19 protein-coding genes and 1 tRNA gene are annotated in these 20,257 nt (G+C 49.7%); 12 read left to right on the top strand and 8 right to left on the bottom strand.

Going from position 1 to position 20,257, the window contains the following annotated elements; translation table 11 throughout:
• Nucleotides 1-7 precede the first annotated feature (7 nt).
• Entirely contained in the window at nucleotides 8-1,507 is a 1,500-nt protein-coding gene (locus ACFK9X_RS20110; RefSeq protein ID WP_000475960.1) for an APC family permease, read from the top strand.
• On the top strand, nucleotides 1,485-2,042 hold the full coding sequence (locus ACFK9X_RS20105) for a DUF3156 family protein (RefSeq protein ID WP_151117511.1): 558 nt from the start codon (nucleotides 1,485-1,487) through the stop codon (nucleotides 2,040-2,042). The genes ACFK9X_RS20110 and ACFK9X_RS20105 overlap by 23 nt, the downstream gene beginning before the upstream one ends.
• Nucleotides 2,043-2,146: 104 nt before the next feature.
• Here ACFK9X_RS20105 and ACFK9X_RS20100 read toward each other — a convergent pair whose 3' ends face one another.
• Nucleotides 2,147-2,830: a LuxR family transcriptional regulator gene (locus ACFK9X_RS20100; RefSeq protein WP_151117510.1), complete on the bottom strand. Its 684-nt coding sequence runs from the start codon at nucleotides 2,828-2,830 to the stop codon at nucleotides 2,147-2,149.
• A 510-nt stretch (nucleotides 2,831-3,340) separates the two neighbouring features.
• Here ACFK9X_RS20100 and ACFK9X_RS20095 point away from each other — a divergent pair.
• Complete coding sequence (locus tag ACFK9X_RS20095; protein WP_151117507.1) at nucleotides 3,341-4,525, top strand: anaerobic sulfatase maturase; 1,185 nt, start codon at nucleotides 3,341-3,343, stop codon at nucleotides 4,523-4,525.
• A 68-nt stretch (nucleotides 4,526-4,593) separates the two neighbouring features.
• On the top strand, nucleotides 4,594-6,333 hold the full coding sequence (locus tag ACFK9X_RS20090) for an arylsulfatase (RefSeq protein WP_151117505.1): 1,740 nt from the start codon (nucleotides 4,594-4,596) through the stop codon (nucleotides 6,331-6,333).
• Between the two features lie 47 nt (nucleotides 6,334-6,380).
• Here the strand turns inward: ACFK9X_RS20090 and ripR are convergent, their stop codons facing one another.
• Nucleotides 6,381-7,259: an itaconate degradation transcriptional regulator RipR gene (gene ripR / locus ACFK9X_RS20085; protein WP_151117503.1), complete on the bottom strand. Its 879-nt coding sequence runs from the start codon at nucleotides 7,257-7,259 to the stop codon at nucleotides 6,381-6,383.
• 91 nt (nucleotides 7,260-7,350) lie between these two features.
• On the opposite strand from ripR, the gene ripC reads away from it, so the two are divergent.
• From ripC to ACFK9X_RS20065, 4 genes are all read left to right on the top strand, one after another.
• Nucleotides 7,351-8,193, top strand: a complete 843-nt coding sequence (gene ripC, locus ACFK9X_RS20080; protein ID WP_001112897.1) for an itaconate degradation C-C-lyase RipC — start codon at nucleotides 7,351-7,353, stop codon at nucleotides 8,191-8,193.
• A 23-nt stretch (nucleotides 8,194-8,216) separates the two neighbouring features.
• Entirely contained in the window at nucleotides 8,217-8,744 is a 528-nt protein-coding gene (gene ripB / locus ACFK9X_RS20075) for a (R)-specific enoyl-CoA hydratase RipB/Ich (protein ID WP_001094307.1), read from the top strand.
• A 24-nt stretch (nucleotides 8,745-8,768) separates the two neighbouring features.
• Nucleotides 8,769-10,094, top strand: a complete 1,326-nt coding sequence (gene ripA, locus ACFK9X_RS20070; protein ID WP_000982336.1) for an itaconate CoA-transferase RipA/Ict — start codon at nucleotides 8,769-8,771, stop codon at nucleotides 10,092-10,094.
• A gap of 64 nt (nucleotides 10,095-10,158) precedes the next feature.
• Nucleotides 10,159-10,539, top strand: a complete 381-nt coding sequence (locus ACFK9X_RS20065) for a VOC family protein (RefSeq protein WP_000582672.1) — start codon at nucleotides 10,159-10,161, stop codon at nucleotides 10,537-10,539.
• A 158-nt stretch (nucleotides 10,540-10,697) separates the two neighbouring features.
• Here the strand turns inward: ACFK9X_RS20065 and ACFK9X_RS20060 are convergent.
• Together ACFK9X_RS20060 and ACFK9X_RS20055 are read right to left on the bottom strand one after the other, a co-directional pair.
• Nucleotides 10,698-10,773: transfer RNA gene (locus tag ACFK9X_RS20060), tRNA-Phe, on the bottom strand.
• A gap of 105 nt (nucleotides 10,774-10,878) precedes the next feature.
• Complete coding sequence (locus ACFK9X_RS20055) at nucleotides 10,879-11,586, bottom strand: DUF554 domain-containing protein (RefSeq protein WP_000234462.1); 708 nt, start codon at nucleotides 11,584-11,586, stop codon at nucleotides 10,879-10,881.
• A gap of 425 nt (nucleotides 11,587-12,011) precedes the next feature.
• Here ACFK9X_RS20055 and ACFK9X_RS20050 point away from each other — a divergent pair, with 425 nt between their 5' ends.
• The gene (locus tag ACFK9X_RS20050; RefSeq protein WP_151117501.1) at nucleotides 12,012-14,147 is read left to right on the top strand and encodes an ornithine decarboxylase; all 2,136 of its coding nucleotides are present in this window, start codon (nucleotides 12,012-12,014) and stop codon (nucleotides 14,145-14,147) included.
• Between the two features lie 61 nt (nucleotides 14,148-14,208).
• Here the strand turns inward: ACFK9X_RS20050 and ACFK9X_RS20045 are convergent, their stop codons facing one another.
• From ACFK9X_RS20045 to mutY, 4 genes are all read right to left on the bottom strand, one after another.
• Nucleotides 14,209-15,465, bottom strand: coding sequence for a nucleoside permease (locus ACFK9X_RS20045; RefSeq protein WP_001049804.1), 1,257 nt, complete (start codon nucleotides 15,463-15,465; stop codon nucleotides 14,209-14,211).
• A gap of 216 nt (nucleotides 15,466-15,681) precedes the next feature.
• Complete coding sequence (gene mltC / locus ACFK9X_RS20040; protein WP_151117498.1) at nucleotides 15,682-16,767, bottom strand: membrane-bound lytic murein transglycosylase MltC; 1,086 nt, start codon at nucleotides 16,765-16,767, stop codon at nucleotides 15,682-15,684.
• 112 nt (nucleotides 16,768-16,879) lie between these two features.
• The gene (locus ACFK9X_RS20035; RefSeq protein ID WP_000091706.1) at nucleotides 16,880-17,155 is read right to left on the bottom strand and encodes an oxidative damage protection protein; all 276 of its coding nucleotides are present in this window, start codon (nucleotides 17,153-17,155) and stop codon (nucleotides 16,880-16,882) included.
• A gap of 27 nt (nucleotides 17,156-17,182) precedes the next feature.
• On the bottom strand, nucleotides 17,183-18,235 hold the full coding sequence (gene mutY / locus ACFK9X_RS20030; RefSeq protein WP_023238624.1) for an A/G-specific adenine glycosylase: 1,053 nt from the start codon (nucleotides 18,233-18,235) through the stop codon (nucleotides 17,183-17,185).
• 154 nt (nucleotides 18,236-18,389) lie between these two features.
• On the opposite strand from mutY, the gene trmB reads away from it, so the two are divergent.
• Genes trmB through ACFK9X_RS20015 form a run of 3 tightly spaced genes read left to right on the top strand, consistent with a single transcriptional unit; the run spans nucleotide 18,390 to nucleotide 20,204 of the window.
• Nucleotides 18,390-19,109, top strand: coding sequence for a tRNA (guanosine(46)-N7)-methyltransferase TrmB (gene trmB / locus ACFK9X_RS20025; protein WP_000786890.1), 720 nt, complete (start codon nucleotides 18,390-18,392; stop codon nucleotides 19,107-19,109).
• Entirely contained in the window at nucleotides 19,109-19,435 is a 327-nt protein-coding gene (locus ACFK9X_RS20020; protein ID WP_001107574.1) for a YggL family protein, read from the top strand. Before trmB ends, ACFK9X_RS20020 begins: the two co-directional genes overlap by 1 nt.
• Nucleotides 19,436-19,484: 49 nt before the next feature.
• Nucleotides 19,485-20,204, top strand: a complete 720-nt coding sequence (locus ACFK9X_RS20015) for a DUF2884 domain-containing protein (protein WP_000984827.1) — start codon at nucleotides 19,485-19,487, stop codon at nucleotides 20,202-20,204.
• The last annotated feature ends 53 nt before the right edge of the window (nucleotides 20,205-20,257 follow it).

Below are 20,257 nucleotides of genomic sequence, written 5' to 3'. Positions count from 1 at the left end.
GTTGACCATGTTTAAAAACAGACTTGCCAGCCATCTTGAACGTGGCGTTATTGGTTTCCCCACGACGCTTGCCAGCTCCGTTGGGCTGATTATGGCAAGCCCGGTGATCCTGACCGTGACCAGTGGTTTTGGCTCAGGGGGAGATACCTTTGCTCTTGCGGTATTACTGGCATTTATTATGATGCAAGCGCAGATTACCACCTTTGCCGAAGCGGCAACGCTCATTCCCACGACTGGCTCCGTCTACGACTATATCTCCTGCGGGATGGGGCGTTTTTTCGCTATCACCGGTGCGCTTTGCGCTTACCTGATCGTACACATTTTTGCCGGCACGGCAGAAACGATTCTCGCTGGCGTCATGGCGCTGGTGAACTTTGAGTCTGTTAGCGAACACGTGGCCATGCAGCACAATACCTGGATGGTTGGCGTCGGCATGGTAGTGGTTTTCGGGTTACTGAATGCCATTGGTGTTGAAGTATTTGGCAAGGTGGAAGTGTTTCTTACATTCGGTATGTGGACTACCCTGACCATCTTCGGTTTATGCGGGATCCTGTTATCCCCGGTCACTCATCATTCCGGGTGGTTTGGCGCACCGCTTGATGTCAGTAATCTTTCTGGTCTGTTTGGTTATATAGGCATGGCGATGTTTATGTTCGTCGGTTGTGAACTGGTCACGCCAATGGCGCCGGAAATTAAAAAAGCGCATCGTACGATTCCCAGAGCAATGGCGCTTGGCCTTTTAGCGGTGGCAGGTTGTATGTTCCTCTATGGCGCTGCGATTAACCGGCAGGTAAATAATGTGGTGGTCGATGCGGCAAACCATATCTTTTTACTGGATACGCCGATGGCTATTCCCGCCTTTGCCAATCGTGTCATGGGACATGTCGGGCAATACTGGCTGGGCGTGGGGTTGTTGTTAGCGGGATGTGCGACGATTAATACGCTAATGGCGGCAGTACCGCGTATTATATACGGCATGGCGCTGGACGGCGCTTTGCCGCGGTTTCTGACCTGGTTGCACCCCCGCTTTAAAACACCGGTTATCGCCATCGCATTCGGTGTTGCGATTCCCTGTTTACATGCCTGGTATCTGAACGGTGATATCGACCACATTGTTCCGCTGATCCTCGCTGCGGTCTGCGCCTGGGGAGTAGCTTATCTGCTGGTAACGTTATCGGTCGTTATCTTACGTATTCGGCGCCCCGATTTACCACGCGCTTACCGGGCCCCCTGGTTTCCCTTACCTCAGATTATTTCGAGCGTGGGTATTATTATCGCCATTATTAATATCGCGCCTCCAGGAATGAACAGTCGGGATGTACTTATACCATTCGGTATTATGCTTGGATTGACTGCCGCCTATGCCTTATTCTGGACATTATGTGTGCAACGGGTTAATCCTTTCCTCCCGCTTCCGGTAGAAGAGGTCGTGGAACGGGCGATGGGCAATTATGAAAAGCGAAACAATGAAGAGATGACGCCAGATGTCCTCCGTCCCCTGGTTTAAGAACGCATTAATGAATATGGTGTTACGTGATTTGAGCGGCTGGCGTTGTGAAAAATTGACCGAACATAGCGCCGTGCTGCATCTGAATGCATTTACCCAGGTTATCTGCCATGTTCAGCAAAAACGGTTATTCATGGCCAGTATTCACAGTTGTGAATTCAGGGTGAAAGGCACAATCAATTATCCTTTGCAGGGCAAAATTCGCGTTCATCAGCCCGGATGGCTGAAACGTTATCCCGTCATTTTTACTGGCAGCAAAAGTTCCGCCGGGCTGATTAACTATCTTAATCGTTTCCCCAATTTACAACAGGCTCTGAGTGAACTGGATTATCGTCGGTTCACGCTGGTTTTACATCATAAGGAATGGTATTGCAGCGTTGAGCTATGGGCTGCGAGCGAAGTGGTTTGTAAAATGCCGCCGCTGCGCCGTTATCTGCGGCTTGAGCGGCACCAGCGTGTTCTTCTGCTTAGTGTGATAAATATGATCAATCAGGCCATGAATCAATGGCTGCAACAGGATACCGACGCCAGATAATATGACATTTTATTGCGGCATCAGCTCAGAGGGTGGTATTAATTCAGGCATATATGACATATGGGGAAAAGACCCGCAATTGACGCGGGTTAAAAAGAACGCTTTCACATATTCAGTGAATGTTGTACCGAGGACATTCTGGTTCGGGAAACCAGTTCCGTGCGATTTATCACTTCTGTTTTAGCAAAAATATTACGTAAATGCGTTTTCACTGTTGAGAGAGAAATATTCAACTGACGGGCAATCAATTTGTTGCTGGCCCCTTCGCAGACCATTCCCACAATTTCACGCTCTTTGGCGGTCAATATTGACGCCAGATCGTTGTTTTCCTGAAGAGAATCATGAATTGCCAGTCCCAGTAATGGTTGTACTGCCTGGGCTCGCAAACGCTCTTCGCTGGAAAAAGGTATATCGCGCATTAATGAAATGCCCGCGATAATACGATGGCCCCGACGAATAAAGATCTCAATCATGTCGCACACATGATTAGGTAGCATAAATTCATGATAATAATGGCGATGACGAGCACAGATGCCGGGCGTCATCGTCGCTACTGTAATAACCTGTTGGCCGAATCGGGAAGGCGATAGCGGGTCTAATGGTTGAAAATGCTCCAGATATTGTTGGTGTGTGCTATTAGAAATATTATGTAAAACATAGGCTTCCGGCTTTAAATAAGCATTAACACGATAAAAAACCGCCGACGACAGAGGAATGAGTTGCGCAATGCTCTGTAAGCAATGGAGAGTGATCCCGTCATTATGGCCAGTAGTTGATAAGGCTGACATGTTATCTCCTTCCATCCGGATGAGCGCGTCGGGGCGCAGTAAAATAGTGGTATGTTGAAACATACAATTTACATTCGGTTAACACAATCATTCACATGTTAATAATGTGACGTATGTTGCGGTATTTTTTATAACATATTGAAAATAAATGATTTTAATTTAAATCCTGTCTGGTTTTCTAAAAAATAATTTAAAATTATTAATATAATTTTTTCTGTCGCGGTTGACTCATCTCCTGAAAATGCCGTGAGTTCTCGTCCTTCAGGACGATATTCTTTTGAGACGCCTGTTCTATGATTTTCTGTAATAGCGCAGGTTAACAGAGACTTAATTTCTGGCTCAGACAGGATTTGCTAAATAACATTTCAATAGCGTCATGCGCTATGCAGAAAACCGGCGTATCAATAGATACAGCCTGCTCTCGGCATTCTGCCCGCAGCGCCAGACGAACGCTATTGCGAAATGTGAGTCATGTCTCCGCATCAGAAATGATAATTACAGGACAGAATAATGTTGAATCTCAACACATTACGGCAACAACAAATCCCCGTAATGACGGAATATCGCGCGCAGATACCCTTTCATATATTGGCAAAACCCATAGGCCCTGCATGTAATCTGGCCTGCCGCTATTGTTATTACCCACAGGGCGAAACGCCCGTAGAAAAAATGAATGAATCAACGCTGGAGGTTTTTATTTGTCGCTATATTGCGGCGCAACCTGCCAGTGCGCGTGAAATTAATTTTGTCTGGCAAGGCGGTGAACCGCTTTTAGCCGGAATCGGTTTTTATAAAAAGGTAATAGCGCTTCAACAACGATATGCGCCTGACGGCGTGACGATCAGTAATAGTCTGCAAACGAATGCGACGTTGTTAAACGATGCCTGGTGCCGTCTGTTTCGCGACAATAATTTTACTATTGGCATCAGTCTTGAGGGCAGTGAAGACTTGCAAAATCATCATCGTCCGGGCAAACGCGGCGAGGCCAGCTATCCGGCGGTGTTGCGGGGAATCACATTGTTACAACACTATCGAGTCGATTTTAATGTACTGATTGTCGTGCATGATGACATGGCTCGCCATGCGGCAGCCATCTACGATCATGTTGTTAGCCTTGGCGCTCGTTATCTGCAATTTCAGCCACTGATGAACGAAGGCAACGCCCTACAGCAACGTTACCAATTGAGTGCGGATAACTGGGGACGTTTCATGATTGATATCTGGCGTCAATGGCGCAAACGCGGTGATATGGGACGGGTTTTTGTGATCAACATTGACCAGGCATGGGCACAATATTTTACGCATATCAGCGCCACCTGTGTCCATTCCGCCCGCTGCGGAACGAATCTGGTCATGGAGCCGGACGGCAAACTCTATGCCTGCGATCATCTGATTAATAGCCAGCATTACCTGGGACAGCTTGCTAATAATACGTTAGCGCCAGCCGTAGATTCCGCAACCCGGCTTCCCTTTGGTATCAAGAAAAGCCAGCGCCGGGAGTGTCAACGGTGTTCTGTGAAAATAGTCTGCCAGGGAGGCTGCCCCGCACATATCAACAGTGCCGGCTACAACCGACTTTGTAGCGGCTATTACTCTTTTTTCACGGAGATTCTGGCTCCGCTACGCGCCTGGCCCCGGAATCTGAATGGACTGAAGGCCTGGCGTGCTGACGTTATGGGCAGATTTTCGGGCTGATGGTCCCTCTTGCCGCATTTGCCTGCCGCTCTTGTACAACATCCGTAGTCTGAAATGGAGAATAAGCCGTGAAAAAAGAAGTAACACTTGCCACACTCAGCATTATCTTCTCCGGTACGGCACACAGTACGCAAAACGAACGTCCTGATATTATCGTGATTATCGCTGATGATATGGGATATTCTGATATCACTTCCTTCGGTGGGGAAATCCCAACGCCTAATTTGCAGGCGATGGCTGAGAACGGCGTGCGGATGAGTCAATATTACACGTCTCCCATGTCTGCTCCCGCCCGTGCGATGCTATTAACCGGGAACACCAGTCAGCAAGCGGGTATAGGCGGTATGTGGTGGTATGAAAATACCATAGGTAAGGAAGGCTATGAATTGCGCCTGACTGATCGGGTGACGACCATGGCTGAACGCTTTAAAGATGCTGGTTACAATACGCTGATGGCGGGTAAATGGCATCTTGGTTTTACGCCAGGCTCGACGCCAAAAGAGCGGGGCTTTCGTCATTCTTTCGCCTTGATGGGGGGAGGCGCCAGTCACTTTGATGATGCCGTGCCGCTGGGAACCGTGGAGATATTTCATACCTATTATACCCGTGACAATCAGCGCATTTCACTGCCCTCCAGTTTTTACTCCAGCGAAGCCTATGCCAGCCAGATTAATCGCTGGATCAGCGAGACGCCACGGGAACAACCTATCTTCGCGTGGTTGGCCTTTACTGCGCCACATGATCCTCTGCAGGCGCCGGATGAATGGATTAGTCGTTTTAAAAGTCAGTATGAACAGGGCTATGCAGACGTCTATCGTCAGCGTATTGCTCGTTTGAAGAAACTGGGTTTCCTGCGTGATGACATACCTCTGCCAGGACTGGAACTTGATAAAGAATGGCAGGCGATGACCCGGGAACAGCAGAAATATACGGCGAAGGTGATGCAGGTTTACGCTGCTATGATCGCCAATATGGATGCACAGATTGGCACCGTTATTGAGACATTAAAAAAGACCGGGCGCGATAAAAACACGATTCTGGTCTTCTTAAGTGATAATGGGGTGAATCCGGCAGAGGGCTTTCACTATGAATCTGAACCAGATTTTTGGAAGCAATTCGATAATCGTTACGAAAATATTGGTCGTAAAAATTCATTTATCTCTTATGGTCCCCACTGGGCTGATGTCAGCAATGCGCCTTATGGTCGCTATCACAAAACGACCAGCGGTCAGGGGGGAATTAATACCAGTTTTATGATTTCCGGTCCTGGTATCATCCATCATGGCGCCATAGATAACGCCACGATGGCGGCGTATGATGTTGCGCCCACGCTCTATGAATTTGCAGGTATTGATGCCAGTAAATCATTATCTGAAAGACCGACACTGCCAATGATCGGCGTGAGTTTTAAACGCTATCTGACCGGTGAAAGTCTGCACGCGCCTCGCACACAATATGGTGTTGAACTCCATAATCAGGCGGCCTGGATAGATGGGGAATGGAAATTGCGTCGTCTTGTCACAGTATTCCCACAGGCGGGTAATGCTCCATGGGAATTATTCAACCTGCAACGTGACCCCCTGGAAACGCATAATCTCGCAGCAGATTATGTGGATAAAGTGAAAATACTGAGCAGTGCATATGAGGCATTTGCAAAACAGACAATGGTGCTTTATGCCAAAGGCAAGCTTATCGATTATGTGGGTATCGACAGTAAAACCGGGCGTTATCTGGCTGTCGATCCACAGACATTGCAGCCAGTTCCTGCTCCGTTAGCGATTCCTTTAGACACAAAATCGGACCAATAATTATTGGTTACGTTTCAAATGATTATTCAACGCTCACGTAACTGCATTCAGCCAGTGACTTTCAGGATGAAGTTTCTCAGCGTTGGCGATGTATCGCCGCGCCGGTATGCCAGAGCCAGTTTTGCGACGGGCATCTGGTCTGCAACGGGGCGGTATACTACTCCCTTGACATTAACCTGTCTCATTGAATCTGGAACCATCGACACGCCCATCTCTGCCGACACAAGGTTAATGACTGACGAAATTTGCGGCACGAGTTGACCAATTTTCGGTTCAAAGCCCGCTTTACCGCAGGCCTTGATCACTGCGTCATAAAGCGACAGGCCGATTTCACGTGGGAAGAGTAAAAAAAACTCATCTTTGAGAATCGAGAGTGCAATCTGTTTACACGCCGCAGCAGGATGCGTTTCTGCCAGCACAATAACCATTGGCTCTTCAGACAGTAACCTGAGCTGGAACCGTTCATTGCCTGTAAAACCGGGTCTCAGAAAGGCAACATCCAGCGATCCTTCATTCAATTCATTAGCCAGTTGGGTTGTATTTCCTTCCTCAAGCTGCAAACGAACGTCAGGATAAGCCCGCTTGAAAGTACGGATTGCGCCGGGCACCACACTGTTAAATGCCGCAGAGGCAGTAAACCCCACCTTTAACACGCCCGACTCCCCCCTGGCGACACGCTGCGCCGCCAGCACGGCTTTTGTCGCGGTAGCAGGCATCCCTTTAACAACATCATAAAATGCTTTTCCAGCCTCGGTTAATTCCGCGCCATGAGGCACTCTCCGGAATAGCTGCGCTCCCAGCTCTCTTTCCAGATCCTTAATCTGTTGGCTTAGCGGCGGCTGACCTATGCCTAATTTTGTCGCAGCCCGCGTGAAATGCCGCTCTTCAGCGACGGCGAGAAAATAGCGAATATGGCGCAGTTCCATCCTCATCTCCAAAAGCAATTAAGAATGGCACCATCATATATTGGAAGAATGAAACCAGCGAGCGCATAGTGAGGTTAACAGGAGGTGCAATATGCCCGATATTTCTCATACACCGACACGTAGCTGGCTTTTTACCCCAGCAATTCGACCAGAACGTTTCATAAAAGCAGTTGAAAGTGCGGCGGACATTTCTATTATCGATCTTGAAGATTCCGTCACCCCGAATGACAAGGCGCAGGCCCGGAAAATTGCGATGCAGTTCCTTTCATCCCGACCAAACTCATCGCTGAAAATAGCATTAAGAATTAATGGAATGAATACTCATGCTGGCATTGAAGACCTGCATATGTTACTGGAATGCCGTTTTTTTCCTGATTACATTATTCTTCCGAAAACAGAGTCAGCCGCGCACCTGCAAATCGTGGATAGTCTTATCATGATGGCTGGTTCTGATACTCGCCTTATTGGCATTATTGAGTCAGTTGTTGGGCTTAATGCCGTAGAGTCTATTGCGGACGCCACCCCCAGACTCTGCGGGTTGATGTTTGGCGCCGCAGATATGGCGGCTGACATTGGCGCCACACCCGCCTGGGAGCCTCTTGCGCTGGCGCGGGCCAGAATAGTGGCTGCCTGCGCTATGAAAGGGCTTCTTGCAATAGATGCTCCCTTCTTTGATATAGGCGATTTTTCAGGTCTGAAAGAGGAAACGCTGCAGGCGCTCAGTTTTGGTTTTTCTGCAAAATCGGCTATTCACCCCGCTCAGATTAGTGTAATCAACGCCGCATTTACTCCTACAACGGCAGAAATTAATCATGCTCGTGCAGTACTGACAGAGAATGCCAAAGGCGTCGGGATCGTTAGCGGCATGATGATAGATGCAGCCGTTGCCCGTCAGGCCCGGAGATTACTCGCCCGGGCAGGGATCTTTTCCTGATTTTATTAACAGAGGAATTGATTATGAACACGTTATTACCCGCTTATAAAACCATTAGCGAGGGGCGCTACCGAGAAATTTCGGGTCTTTACTGGGAGGATTTTCATCCCGGTGATGTTTTTGAACATCGTCCCGGCCGGACGGTTCTGGACGCTGATAATGTGTGGTTTACCCTGCTCACTCTCAATGTGCAGCCGGTCCATTTCGATGCGGCTTACGCCAGCAAAACGGAATGGAAAAAGTTACTGGTTGATTCAACGTTCACTCTGGCGCTTTTAACCGGTATGAGCGTGCGTACTGTCAGCGCCAAGGTCGTGGCCAATCTTGGCTGGGATAAGGTACAAGCCGTCCATCCGGTTTTCGCAGGGGATACACTTTATGCTGAAAGCACTGTACTCAGCAAACGCCTGTCAAATAGTCGCCCGGGACAAGGCATCGTTACCGTTCGGACATGTGGTATTAACCAGAATGGTGTAGAGGTCATGCGCTTCGAACGAACAATGTTAGTTTATTGCTGTGGATGTTCGCCTGAAGAAGACGCCGCTTATTGAGAAATCGCCCTGAGGTTTAGAGTCATGATGAATGTTAATGCAGTGTATGCCGAAAAATGCGTGACGCCTGACGAGGCGGTTACTTTAATTACCTCCGGCAGTCACCTCTCTATGGGAATGTTTGCAGCAGAGCCTCCAGCTTTGCTGAATGCGCTGGCAAAGCGAGCGAAAAGGGGAGAAATCAACGATCTGCGGGTTTACTGTTATGAAACAGCCAGCATTGCCGGGAACACTATTTTCCGTTATGAGCTAAGTGACTATATTCATCTCTACAGTATGTTTATTACCGGTATTGAACGGGCTTTAATACGTCAGGGGATTGAGAGTTCCGGGCGAAAAATAGTTAACTATGTACCTTCAAATTTTCATCAGGCGACGCGATTACTGGCTGATGATATTGGTATTGATACCTTTATTCACACCGTGTCCCCTATGGATAAGTATGGCTATTTTAATTTTGGAACTGGAAACGATTATTCCACCCGGATTGCGAGGACAGCTAAAAAGCTTATTGTCGAAGTTAACAAATATATGCCACGCGTTCATGGAGAAGGTGCTGCAATCCATATTTCAGAAATTGACGCCATTGTTGAAAACCATGTCCCTTTAATTGAACTACCAATACGTACTGCCGTAGCCGAAGATATTGCTATCAGTCAGATTATCGCCTCTCTTGTGCCAGATGGCGCTTGTCTCCAGATGGGGGTCGGCGCATTACCGGAGCTCATCTGTAATGCGCTCAAGGAACATAATGATCTGGGGGTCCATACAGAGGCACTGAATCCGGGGTTGGTAAGTTTGATTCAACAAGGCGTCGTTACCAACCAGCGTAAAAATATCGACCGGGGAATGTCTGTATTTACTTTTGCTATGGGACAAAAGGATATGTATGACTATCTCAACGACAACCCCTCTTTTTTTAGTCGGCCTGTCGATTATGTTAACGATCCGGGGATCATTGCGCAAAATGAGAATGTTGTCTCCATTAACGCTACCTTACAAATCGATCTCACTGGTGCCTGTAACTCTGAATATTTGTTTGGACACCAGTACAGCGCTTCAGGAGGGCAATTGGATTTTGTCAGAGGCGCATATGCATCTAAAGGAGGTCGTTCCATTATTACGACCCGCTCAACGGCCGCGAATGATACGATTTCTCGTATTGTTCCCCGCCTTGAGGGGCCTGTAACAACCCCACGAACGGATACGCACTGGATAGTCACTGAATTTGGCTCCGTAAACCTGAAGGGGCTCTCTTCAACCGAGCGTGCGCTCAGCATCATTGAATTGGCACATCCCAATTTTCGGCAGCAACTTAGAGTAGATGCAAAAAAAATGCATCTGATTTAAAAGTAGGTTAATGCTATTTTTTAATGTAGCATCCCTAAAATATAAACATCATGAGTCTATTCAAATGATAATTGACAGAATTGATCACCTTGTATTAACGGTATCTGATATATCAACCACAATAAGATTCTACGAAGAGGTACTTGGTTTTTCTGCGGTAACATTTAAACAAAACAGAAAAGCGTTAATATTTGGAGCGCAAAAAATTAACCTCCATCAGCAAGAAATGGAGTTCGAACCAAAAGCGAGTAGACCAACGCCGGGATCTGCCGATTTATGTTTTATTACATCGACACCGATAAATGATGTTGTGTCTGAGATCTTACAGGCAGGCATTCCCATTGTTGAAGGCCCGGTTGAGAGAACTGGAGCCACAGGCGAGATAATGTCTATCTACATCAGGGACCCTGATGGAAACTTAATTGAAATTTCGCAGTATGTTTAATGTTAAAACTTACTATTACTGCCTTTATTATGATCACGCATTCGTTTATATTGGTCTAATGGAGATCATATGGCAATAATTTCTGGAAAGAGTCTATGTTCAAACTTATTGACTTGAAGACATCGAGGTATTCATAAGAAAGCATAAAAAAAGAAAGGTGGTGCCCGGACTCGGAATCGAACCAAGGACACGGGGATTTTCAATCCCCTGCTCTACCGACTGAGCTATCCGGGCAACGAGGCGCATTAAACCGTAATCGCCTCGCTTCGTCAATGAAATTTCTTCAAATCAACGTAGACTGCACAATCTATCACCACTTTGTTGTTATTGCACGCAGAATCAGGCAAAAAACATCGCCCATGCGGCGGAGATCGGCATCGCCAGCAACAGCGCCGGGAGCATATTCACTACCGGAAACATTTTGATTCCACATACACGCAAGCCGGTCGCCACCAGCAGCAGTCCGCCCACGGCGCTAAAGTCGCCCATCATTGCCGGCGTGGTCAGTGGAAGAATGAGGGTGGCGCAGGCGGCAAGCGTTAACTGGATAATCAACATCGGTGCGCAAATCGCCGAAACGGCGATGCCAAGCGAACAGGCGAAAATAATGGCAGTGAAAAAATCCAGAAAAGATTTAGCGATCAAAATGTTTGGATCGCCGGTCATCCCTTCATGCATCGCGCCGAAAATACCGGTGCCGCTGGCGCAAAAAAGTACAATGATAGCGACGTAACTTTGAATAAATGAGTCGTGTGTCGGCTTCTTACCCGATGCTATAAATAATTGTTGGATTTTCGCGACTGCGCCATTAATGCCTTTTTCCAGCAAACAAAACTCGCCGATGAGCGCGCCGACCAGCGTCGCCAGCACCATCACCGGGAGATTAGCGCACTTCATCACCAGCAGAATGCCAATTCCCAGAGAGCACAGACCAAAAATAGACGTCATTGAGACGCGAATCCGTTCTGGCAGACGCTGACTTAACAGCGCGCCAATAACGCCGCCGAATAAAATTGCGCCAGCGTTAATAAAAGGTCCAATTACCACAATGACTCCTGTTATTTGTCTTTCAAATTGCCTTATTATCACGCGATTAAGCTGTTAATAGCTTGATTATCTGTGACGTATAGAGCGCTGATTTTACCTTGCGCCGTCTGGTGAAAGGTGCCATGATTGCGCGAAATTTCTCCTGCCAGCATGGGGCTCGCCGGGATGAACATAGCGCCTTTATATTGTCTTCACTGTCGCCTGACTGCGCGAGGTTTGCCCCTTTCTTTCCTTTTTTTTGTCATCCCCGCTATGCGGTGAGGGCAGCGCACGCTCACTGCAGGACAACAGTAAAATCAGAAACAGTCTGTTTTTACTGATGTCTGGCGGTCGGAGCTGGTATCCAGTTTGACCCGGCATCTCGTTGGGCAAGGCATCGGGCCTTGTCTGGGGTTACTCTACTCCCGAAACGGGTATTTGCGCTTATGAAATCAATGAATATTGCCGCCAGCGGTGAACTCATTCCCCGTCTCTCCACCCACCGAAACGTAGTGGCGCTGGACAGTACCGACTTTACCGATGTGGCCGCAGTCGTCATTACCACTGCCGACAGCCGTAGCGGTATTCTGGCGTTGCTTAAACGCACCGGTTTTCACCTGCCGGTATTTATGCTTGCGGATGAACCCGTCAGCGCGCCTGTCGGCGTTACGGCGGTAATCGGCGGGAACGCGCAGGAATGGCTGGAGCTGGAAAACGCTGCCTGTCGCTACGAAGCGGAACTTCTGCCGCCCTTTTATGGCACCCTGACCCAGTATGTCGACATGGGGAATAGTACCTTTGCTTGCCCGGGGCACCAGCATGGCGAGTTTTTTAGAAAACATCCCGCAGGCCGTTATTTTTATGACTTTTTTGGTGAAAACCTGTTTCGTGCGGATATGTGTAACGCCGATGTGAAACTTGGCGATCTGCTAATACATGAAGGTTCTGCCAAACACGCGCAGAAATTTGCGGCAAAAGTGTTTAATGCGGATAAAACCTACTTTGTGCTGAATGGGACTTCGGCGGCGAATAAAGTGGTCACCAACGCCCTGCTGACGCGCGGCGATCTGGTGCTGTTTGATCGTAATAATCACAAATCCAACCACCACGGCGCCCTGATTCAGGCCGGGGCGACGCCGGTCTATCTTGAAGCGGCGCGTAACCCGTTTGGTTTTATCGGTGGTATTGATGCGCACTGTTTTGATGAAACGTACCTGCGCGACCAGATTCGTGACGTGATGCCGGAAAGCGCCGATGCGCTGCGTCCGTTCCGCCTGGCGATCATTCAGCTGGGTACCTATGACGGCACTATTTACAACGCCCGTCAGGTGGTGGATAAAATCGGGCATCTCTGCGATTACATTCTGTTTGACTCCGCGTGGGTAGGCTATGAGCAGTTTATCAATATGATGGCGGATACCTCGCCGTTGCGGCTGGAGCTTAATGAAAACGACCCTGGGATTTTTGTGACCCAATCGGTACATAAGCAACAGGCGGGGTTCTCACAAACCTCGCAGATCCACAAAAAAGATAACCATATTCGCGGCCAGGCGCGTTTTTGCCCGCACAAACGCCTGAACAACGCCTTCATGTTGCACGCCTCGACCAGTCCGTTCTACCCGCTGTTTGCGGCGCTGGATATCAATGCCAAAATCCACGAAGGGGAGAGCGGTCGCCGCCTGTGGGCGGAGTGCGTTGCGCTGGGCATTGACGCGCGTAAAGCCATTCTCGCCCGTAGCAAACTGCTTCAGCCCTTTATCCCACTGGTGGTTGACGGCAAGCCGTGGCAGGCATATCCGACGGAGACCATTGCCAGCAATCGTCGTTTCTTCAGTTTTGAGCCCGGGGCGAAATGGCATAGCTTTGAGGGTTATGCGGATGACCAGTATTTTGTCGACCCCTGTAAACTGTTACTGACCACGCCAGGTATTGATGCCGATAGCGGGCAGTACACCGAATTCGGCATCCCGGCGACCATTCTCGCCCACTATCTGCGTGAGAACGGTATTGTGCCTGAGAAATGCGATCTCAACTCGATTCTGTTCTTGCTGACACCCGCCGAGAGCGAAGAGAAACTGGCGCGGCTGGTCGCGATGCTGGCGCAATTTGAACGGCACATTGAAGACGATACGCCGCTTGCGGATGTATTGCCGACGGTTTTTCAGAAATACCCGGTGCGCTACCGCGATTACACCCTGCGTGAGCTATGTCAGGAGATGCACAATCTGTACGTTAGCTTTGACGTTAAGGATCTGCAAAAAGCGATGTTCCGCAAAGAAAGCCTGCCGCATGTGGCGATGAACCCACAGGACGCCAACAGCGCCTTTATTCGCGGCGATGTAGAACTGGTGCGTATCAGCGAGGCGGGCGGGCGTATTGCTGCCGAGGGGGCATTGCCATACCCGCCGGGCGTACTGTGCGTGGTGCCCGGGGAGATTTGGGGCGGCGCGGCGCAGCGTTATTTTTTGGCGCTGGAAGAGGGCATCAATCTGTTGCCCGGTTTTTCGCCGGAATTGCAGGGGGTATATAGCGAGACCGATGCCGATGGAATTCAACGCTTGTACGGATATGTTTTAAAGTAACGTTGCCTGCAGGCCGGATAAGGCATTTACGCCTTATCCGGCCTGCGAAACAGGGCAAGGATTAATGTGCAACGGGTTGCGAACTTGCCGGAACGCGAACGTGTTTGTATTTGAACAAGGCTACGAACGCAAAGGCCAGCACCAGCGAGTAGCCTGCGAAGATGAGCCACACGGTCTGCCAGTCGGTAATGCCGTTTTGAGTGTAATACTCCACCACTTTACCGCTCACAATGCCGCCCAGGATACAGCCGAAGCCGTTGGTCATCATCAGGAACATCCCCTGCGCGCTGGCGCGGATTTCCGGGCGTACTTCTTTTTCGACAAACACCGAGCCAGAAATGTTGAAGAAGTCGAAGGCGCAGCCGTACACAATCATCGACAATACCAGCAGAACGGTACCAAACGGCGTCGGGTCGCCATAAGCGAACAGGCCGAAACGCAGCATCCACGCCACAATACTGATAAGCATAACGTTCTTAATACCATAACGGCTCAGGAAGAACGGAATGGTCAGGATGAATAACGTTTCAGAAATCTGCGAAATCGACATCATCACCGAGGCGTGCTGCACGATAAAGCTACTGGCGAATAGCGGATCTTTATCAAAGCTATGCAGGAAGGTGTTGCCAAACATGTTGGTGATCTGCAGTTCCGCGCCCAGCATCATGGAGAAGATGAAGAAAATCGCCATCCGCTTATTTTTAAACAGCGCAAAAGCGTCAAGGCCCAGCATTGATGTCCAGCTCTGGTTTTTCTGTTGGTTCGCCACCGGAATGTGCGGCAGGGTAAAGGTAAACAGTACCAGCAGAACGGAAAGCGTCGCGCCGATATAAAGCTGCATATGGCTCAGCTCGAAACCGGAGAAACTCACGCCCCACATCGCCAGAATAAAGCCAATGGTGCCCCAGATACGGATAGGCGGGAAGTCAGTCACAATATCCATGCCGGCAGACTGCAGGCGGTAATACGATATGGTATTGATCAAGCCCAACGTCGGCATATAGGCCAACGAGTTAAGCAGGATCACAAAGAACATCGCCCCAGGCGTAGTGACTTCCGCGGCCATGAATAGCGTGATGGCGCCGACAACATGACACAGGGCATAGACCCATTTCGCGCTCAGCCATTTGTCAGCCACAATGCCTAGCAAGGTCGGCATAAAGACGGCGGCAATCCCCAATGAACTATAAACTGCGCCAATAGATGCGCCGTCAAATTTTAAGGTGACGAACATATACGAGCCCAGGGTAGTGAGCCAGCTTCCCCACAGACAGAACTGCAGAAAAGAGAGTATTTTAAGCTGCAGCTTAAGATTCATGTTAATTTCCTCACGCCTGAGAGCGAATGAATGTTTTAAAAGGCACATTTGCCGTTGTGATTTGGTGTGATTCTATCAATGAGAGGCGGGCTTTTTTTGTTACCTGTGACAAATATTTGCAAACAATTTCTGATTGCAAAGCAAAAGGGTGACGGAGTTAACACTTTTATCTTTCCCGCCTCTGTCATTTGCCAACCAGAGGCGGGATGCGATGGTTTATCGGCGGCGATACGATCGCTGGGCGGAATTCACCTTATACAGATAGCGGCGCGACTCCGCAGATGGATGTCGGGTGGTTAATATCTGGTACACATCCCCCGGCGACATGCGGTTAATCATATTCGCGGCCTGAATCTTATCGTTCGAGAATACGCGTAATACGCTGCCTGCGCCGCCATTGTAGGCGGTAATGACCGCATAGCGCCGCGACGTCGGATTCTCAATACCGCTCAGATAGACATTATTCAACATTGCCAGATACGCTGTGCCGGTATCGATATTGCTGGCGGGGTCGAACAGGAAGTTACGGCTTGGCGTGCCGGACTTACCCTGAGAACGGAAAACATCTTTCCCGGCGCTGTGTTGCACCACCTGCATCAGGCCCAGCGCATCCGCGTGGCTGACCGCATACGGGTTAAACGAGGACTCCGTTTGCATAATCGCCAGAATCAGCGACTCGTCAACGCCGTATTTACGGGAGGCCTGGCGTACCATGCCAATGTATTTATGCGCGCGTTTATCAAGGTGGTTCGGCACCAGATTAATGGTGACGCTGTAAATAATACGCAGGCCGTTACTGCGGCTTTTGAGCCGCGTTTTCAGCAAGTAATCCGCGAATGCCGTGGCGCGGCCTTCCCAGCGAATAGGCTGGCCGGTATTGTCGAGGACCTGACCATACAGGAAGGGTTCTTTAGAAATTTTTATGTCATCGACATCGGAGTAAAGATCGACGGAGGTTGGGTCGTCACCCATGAGCAACGTTTTAATAATGGCCCGGCGCAGATGTGCGGTAGGTTCCGTCCCGGCGATGGTTTCAACGGTAATGGTCCCATCATCAAAGTTGATGTGGCTACGGGTCTGGAACTGATCGGTATATTTGACGTAGTCTTTCGGCCCGGCGATCAGGACTTCCTTATATCCCCACAGATTTTCAATATTGTTGGCAAATTGCCCCATCAAAATATCAAAGCCGTTGGTATCCTTGACCCAGGCTTCATTATACGTCTCGCCTTTTTTGGTCGAACTGGAGCAGGAGATGAGCAACGGCGCAATAACAGCAAGCGCGAGTAATTTTTTCATCATTCCGGGAGTGCATGTTGTGTTGTCGTTATGCCATGTTGCCGGGCAGCGGCGCTAAGGGCTTATCCGGCATAACTCACAGGCCGAATAAGCGCAGCTTCATTCAGCAACGGGCCTATTTTTTATCTTCCGGCGTATAACCTTCGATATGAACGTCTTTGCCTTCGAACAGGAAGCTCACCATCTCCTGTTCCAGCAGCTTACGGTGCTCGGCGTTCATCATGTTGAGCTTTTTCTCGTTAATCAACATGGTCTGCTTATGCTGCCACTGCGCCCACGCGTCCTTAGAGATCTCGTTATAGATACGTTTTCCTAGTTCGCCAGGGTAGAGCTGAAAATCTTGCCCTTCAGCGTCGCGTTGCAGGTAAGTACAAAAAATCGTTCTACTCATAAGTCATCCTCTTCATCGACCGGGGCGTTAAACTGGCGCTCCGGTACGTAACTGCTGTAACAAGCGCTCCACGGGGGCCGCCAGTCCGACTGACGGCGGTTGCGCTAAGTTATACCAGAGCGCGCTGCCTTCATCCATGCAGGCGTCCAGTGACGACACGGGAAGCCACATAGGCACAATATCCAGGTGGAAATGGCTAAATGTGTGGCGAAACGCGTTAAGCTGGGTCAAATTATCAGCGTTAACATGCCGTTGCGCCAGCCATTCACGTAATTCATCTTCGCTGGCGAACTGCGGAAAGCAGTAGAGTCCGCCCCATAAACCGCTGGGAGGGCGCTGCGCCAGGAAAATCTCCTGATTATGCTGTAACAATAAAAAGTAACCCGTCCGCTCCGGCAACGTCTGTTTCGGTTTCTTACCCGGATAGCATGACCAGCTTTCATGCGCAGCGGCGATACAACCGTTTTGCAGCGGACACAGGGTGCACTTTGGCTTTGAACGCGTACAAACCATCGCGCCCAGATCCATCATCGCCTGATTAAAACGCTCCACGCCGTGTGCGGGCGTCACTTGCTCGCTCAGCGTCCACAGCGTATTCTCCACCTCTTTTTTTCCAGGCCAGCCGCTAACAGCATAACAGCGAGCCAGCACACGTTTAACGTTTCCATCAAGAATCGGATAATGTTTACCTAACGCGAGGGAGAGAATTGCGCCGGCGGTTGAACGCCCGACGCCGGGTAGCGCGGCGATTTCGGCAAAAGTTTGTGGGAATTCTCCACCGTGAAGCGTCGCCACCTGTTGCGCCGCTTTATGCAAATTACGTGCGCGGGCGTAATAGCCGAGCCCGGTCCATAAATGGAGTACTTCATCCAGCGGCGCATTCGCTAAATCCGTCACTGTGGGAAAGCGCGCCATAAATCGCTCAAAGTAAGGAATCACCGTCGTCACCTGCGTTTGTTGCAACATGACTTCCGAGAGCCATACTTTGTAAGGCGTCTTGTTAATTTGCCAGGGCAGCGTTTTCCGCCCGTATTTGTCGTACCAGTCCAGAACCTGGGCTGAAAATTGAGACGCTTGCATGGAAACTCATTCATTATTGCCGGGGGCAAGATTGCAGCACAGAGGCCGCAGGGTGTAAACCGGAACTTTCCGCAGTGCGCTTCATGCTTGCATCCGGCAACTAACTTTGGATAATGCCCGTTTTCAGAACTCAAACACAGCAGACTACACTTTTATGAAAAACGACGTCATTTCACCGGAATTTGATGAAAACGGTCGCCCGCTGCGCCGTATTCGTAGTTTTGTTCGTCGCCAGGGGCGACTGACAAAGGGGCAGGAACACGCGCTGGAAAACTACTGGCCGGTGATGGGCGTCGAGTTCAGCGAAGCGCCGGTAGATTTCGCCACGTTGTTTGGTCGCGAAGCGCCGGTGACGCTGGAGATTGGTTTTGGCATGGGGGCGTCTCTCGTGGCGATGGCGAAAGCGCGCCCGGAGCAGAATTTCCTCGGCATTGAAGTGCATTCACCCGGTGTCGGCGCGTGTCTGGCGTCCGCTCATGAAGAGGGCGTTGAAAACCTGCGCGTCATGTGCCACGACGCGGTAGAAGTGTTGCATAAAATGATTCCTGACAATTCTTTATCGATGGTTCAGCTCTTTTTCCCTGACCCGTGGCATAAAGCGCGTCATAATAAACGCCGTATCGTTCAGGTGCCGTTTGCTGAACTGGTATTGAGCAAGCTGAAATTGGGCGGCGTTTTCCATATGGCGACCGACTGGGAAGCGTATGCGGAACACATGCTTGAAGTCATGTCTTCTATCGACGGGTACAAAAATCTGTCAGAGAGCAATGATTATGTACCGCGCCCGGAATCGCGCCCGGTAACGAAATTTGAACAACGTGGCCATCGTCTTGGTCATGGCGTATGGGACTTAATGTTCGAGAGGGTGAAATAATGGCAAAGAACCGTAGTCGTCGTCTGCGTAAAAAAATGCACATTGACGAATTCCAGGAATTAGGATTTTCGGTGGCATGGCGTTTTCCGGAAGGTACATCTGAAGAGCAGGTCGATAAGACTGTCGATGACTTTATTAATGACGTTATTGAGCCTAATAAACTGGCGTTTGACGGCAGCGGCTACCTGGCCTGGGAAGGGCTGATTTGTATGCAGGAAATCGGTAAATGTACCGAAGAACATCAGGCGATTGTGCGTAAGTGGCTGGAAGCGCGCAACCTTGAAGAAGTCCGAACCAGCGAACTTTTCGACGTTTGGTGGGACTAATAAGTACAGGGTCGGCAAATGCCGGCCCGCTTTGTCTTGAGGGAAAGTTATGATGCGCAAAACGCTGCTGGCGGCAGTGCTAACTTTTACGGCGATGGCCGCTCATGCAGATTACAAATGCAGCGTCACGCCGCGTGACGATGTGATCCTGAGTCCACAAACGGTGCAGGTGAAAGGTGAAAATGGCAACCTGGTGATCACGCCGGACGGCAATGTGATGTACAACGGTAAGCAGTACACCCTTAGCGCCGCGCAGCGCGAGCAAGCGAAAGATTACCAGGCGGAGCTGCGAAGCGCGCTGCCGTGGATTGATGAGGGCGCCCGATCGCGCGTCGAAAAAGGCCGCGTGGCGCTGGATAAAATCATCGCTAAAGAGGTGGGCGAAAGCAGCAACATGCGTAGCCGTCTGACGAAGCTTGATGCGCAATTAAAAGCGCAAATGAACCGCATTATCGAACATCGTACGGACGGCCTGACGTTCCACTATAAAGCTATCGACCAGGTGCGTGCCGACGGTCAGCAGTTGGTGAATCAGGCGATGGGCGGTATTTTGCAGGACAGCATTAACGAAATGGGCGCCAAAGCGGTGCTTAAAGGCGGCGGCAATCCTTTACAGGGTGTGATGGGCAGCCTCGGTGGTTTGCAAACCGCTATCCAGAACGAATGGAAAAACCAGGAGAAAGATTTCCAGCAGTTTGGCAAAGATGTCTGTAGCCGCGTAGTGACCTTAGAAGATAGCCGCAAAGCGCTGGTTGGCAGCCTGAAGTAATCTTTTCTTTTTAAACAATGGCGCAGATCGTATCTGCGCCTTTTTATTCTGTT

This window comes from Salmonella sp. WC3 (assembly GCF_042932255.1).
Lineage (GTDB): Bacteria > Pseudomonadota > Gammaproteobacteria > Enterobacterales > Enterobacteriaceae > Salmonella > Salmonella enterica.
Note: the sequence above shows the minus strand (reverse complement) of the source record. Positions and strands in the feature narration are given on the sequence as shown.

Bases quoted from the DNA above. Each gene is read 5' to 3' on its own strand.
- ripB (WP_001094307.1), top strand. From the start codon at position 8,217: ATGAACACGTTATTACCCGCTTATAAAACCATTAGCGAGGGGCGCTAC.
- trmB (WP_000786890.1), top strand. From the start codon at position 18,390: ATGAAAAACGACGTCATTTCACCGGAATTTGATGAAAACGGTCGCCCG.
- ACFK9X_RS20050 (WP_151117501.1), top strand. From the start codon at position 12,012: ATGAAATCAATGAATATTGCCGCCAGCGGTGAACTCATTCCCCGTCTC.
- ACFK9X_RS20095 (WP_151117507.1), top strand. From the start codon at position 3,341: ATGTTGAATCTCAACACATTACGGCAACAACAAATCCCCGTAATGACG.
- ripC (WP_001112897.1), top strand. From the start codon at position 7,351: ATGCCCGATATTTCTCATACACCGACACGTAGCTGGCTTTTTACCCCA.
- ACFK9X_RS20045 (WP_001049804.1), bottom strand. From the start codon at position 15,465: ATGAATCTTAAGCTGCAGCTTAAAATACTCTCTTTTCTGCAGTTCTGT.
- mltC (WP_151117498.1), bottom strand. From the start codon at position 16,767: ATGATGAAAAAATTACTCGCGCTTGCTGTTATTGCGCCGTTGCTCATC.
- ACFK9X_RS20015 (WP_000984827.1), top strand. From the start codon at position 19,485: ATGATGCGCAAAACGCTGCTGGCGGCAGTGCTAACTTTTACGGCGATG.
- ACFK9X_RS20020 (WP_001107574.1), top strand. From the start codon at position 19,109: ATGGCAAAGAACCGTAGTCGTCGTCTGCGTAAAAAAATGCACATTGAC.
- ACFK9X_RS20110 (WP_000475960.1), top strand. From the start codon at position 8: ATGTTTAAAAACAGACTTGCCAGCCATCTTGAACGTGGCGTTATTGGT.
- ACFK9X_RS20105 (WP_151117511.1), top strand. From the start codon at position 1,485: ATGTCCTCCGTCCCCTGGTTTAAGAACGCATTAATGAATATGGTGTTA.
- mutY (WP_023238624.1), bottom strand. From the start codon at position 18,235: ATGCAAGCGTCTCAATTTTCAGCCCAGGTTCTGGACTGGTACGACAAA.
- ACFK9X_RS20035 (WP_000091706.1), bottom strand. From the start codon at position 17,155: ATGAGTAGAACGATTTTTTGTACTTACCTGCAACGCGACGCTGAAGGG.
- ripA (WP_000982336.1), top strand. From the start codon at position 8,769: ATGATGAATGTTAATGCAGTGTATGCCGAAAAATGCGTGACGCCTGAC.
- ACFK9X_RS20100 (WP_151117510.1), bottom strand. From the start codon at position 2,830: ATGTCAGCCTTATCAACTACTGGCCATAATGACGGGATCACTCTCCAT.
- ripR (WP_151117503.1), bottom strand. From the start codon at position 7,259: ATGGAACTGCGCCATATTCGCTATTTTCTCGCCGTCGCTGAAGAGCGG.
- ACFK9X_RS20065 (WP_000582672.1), top strand. From the start codon at position 10,159: ATGATAATTGACAGAATTGATCACCTTGTATTAACGGTATCTGATATA.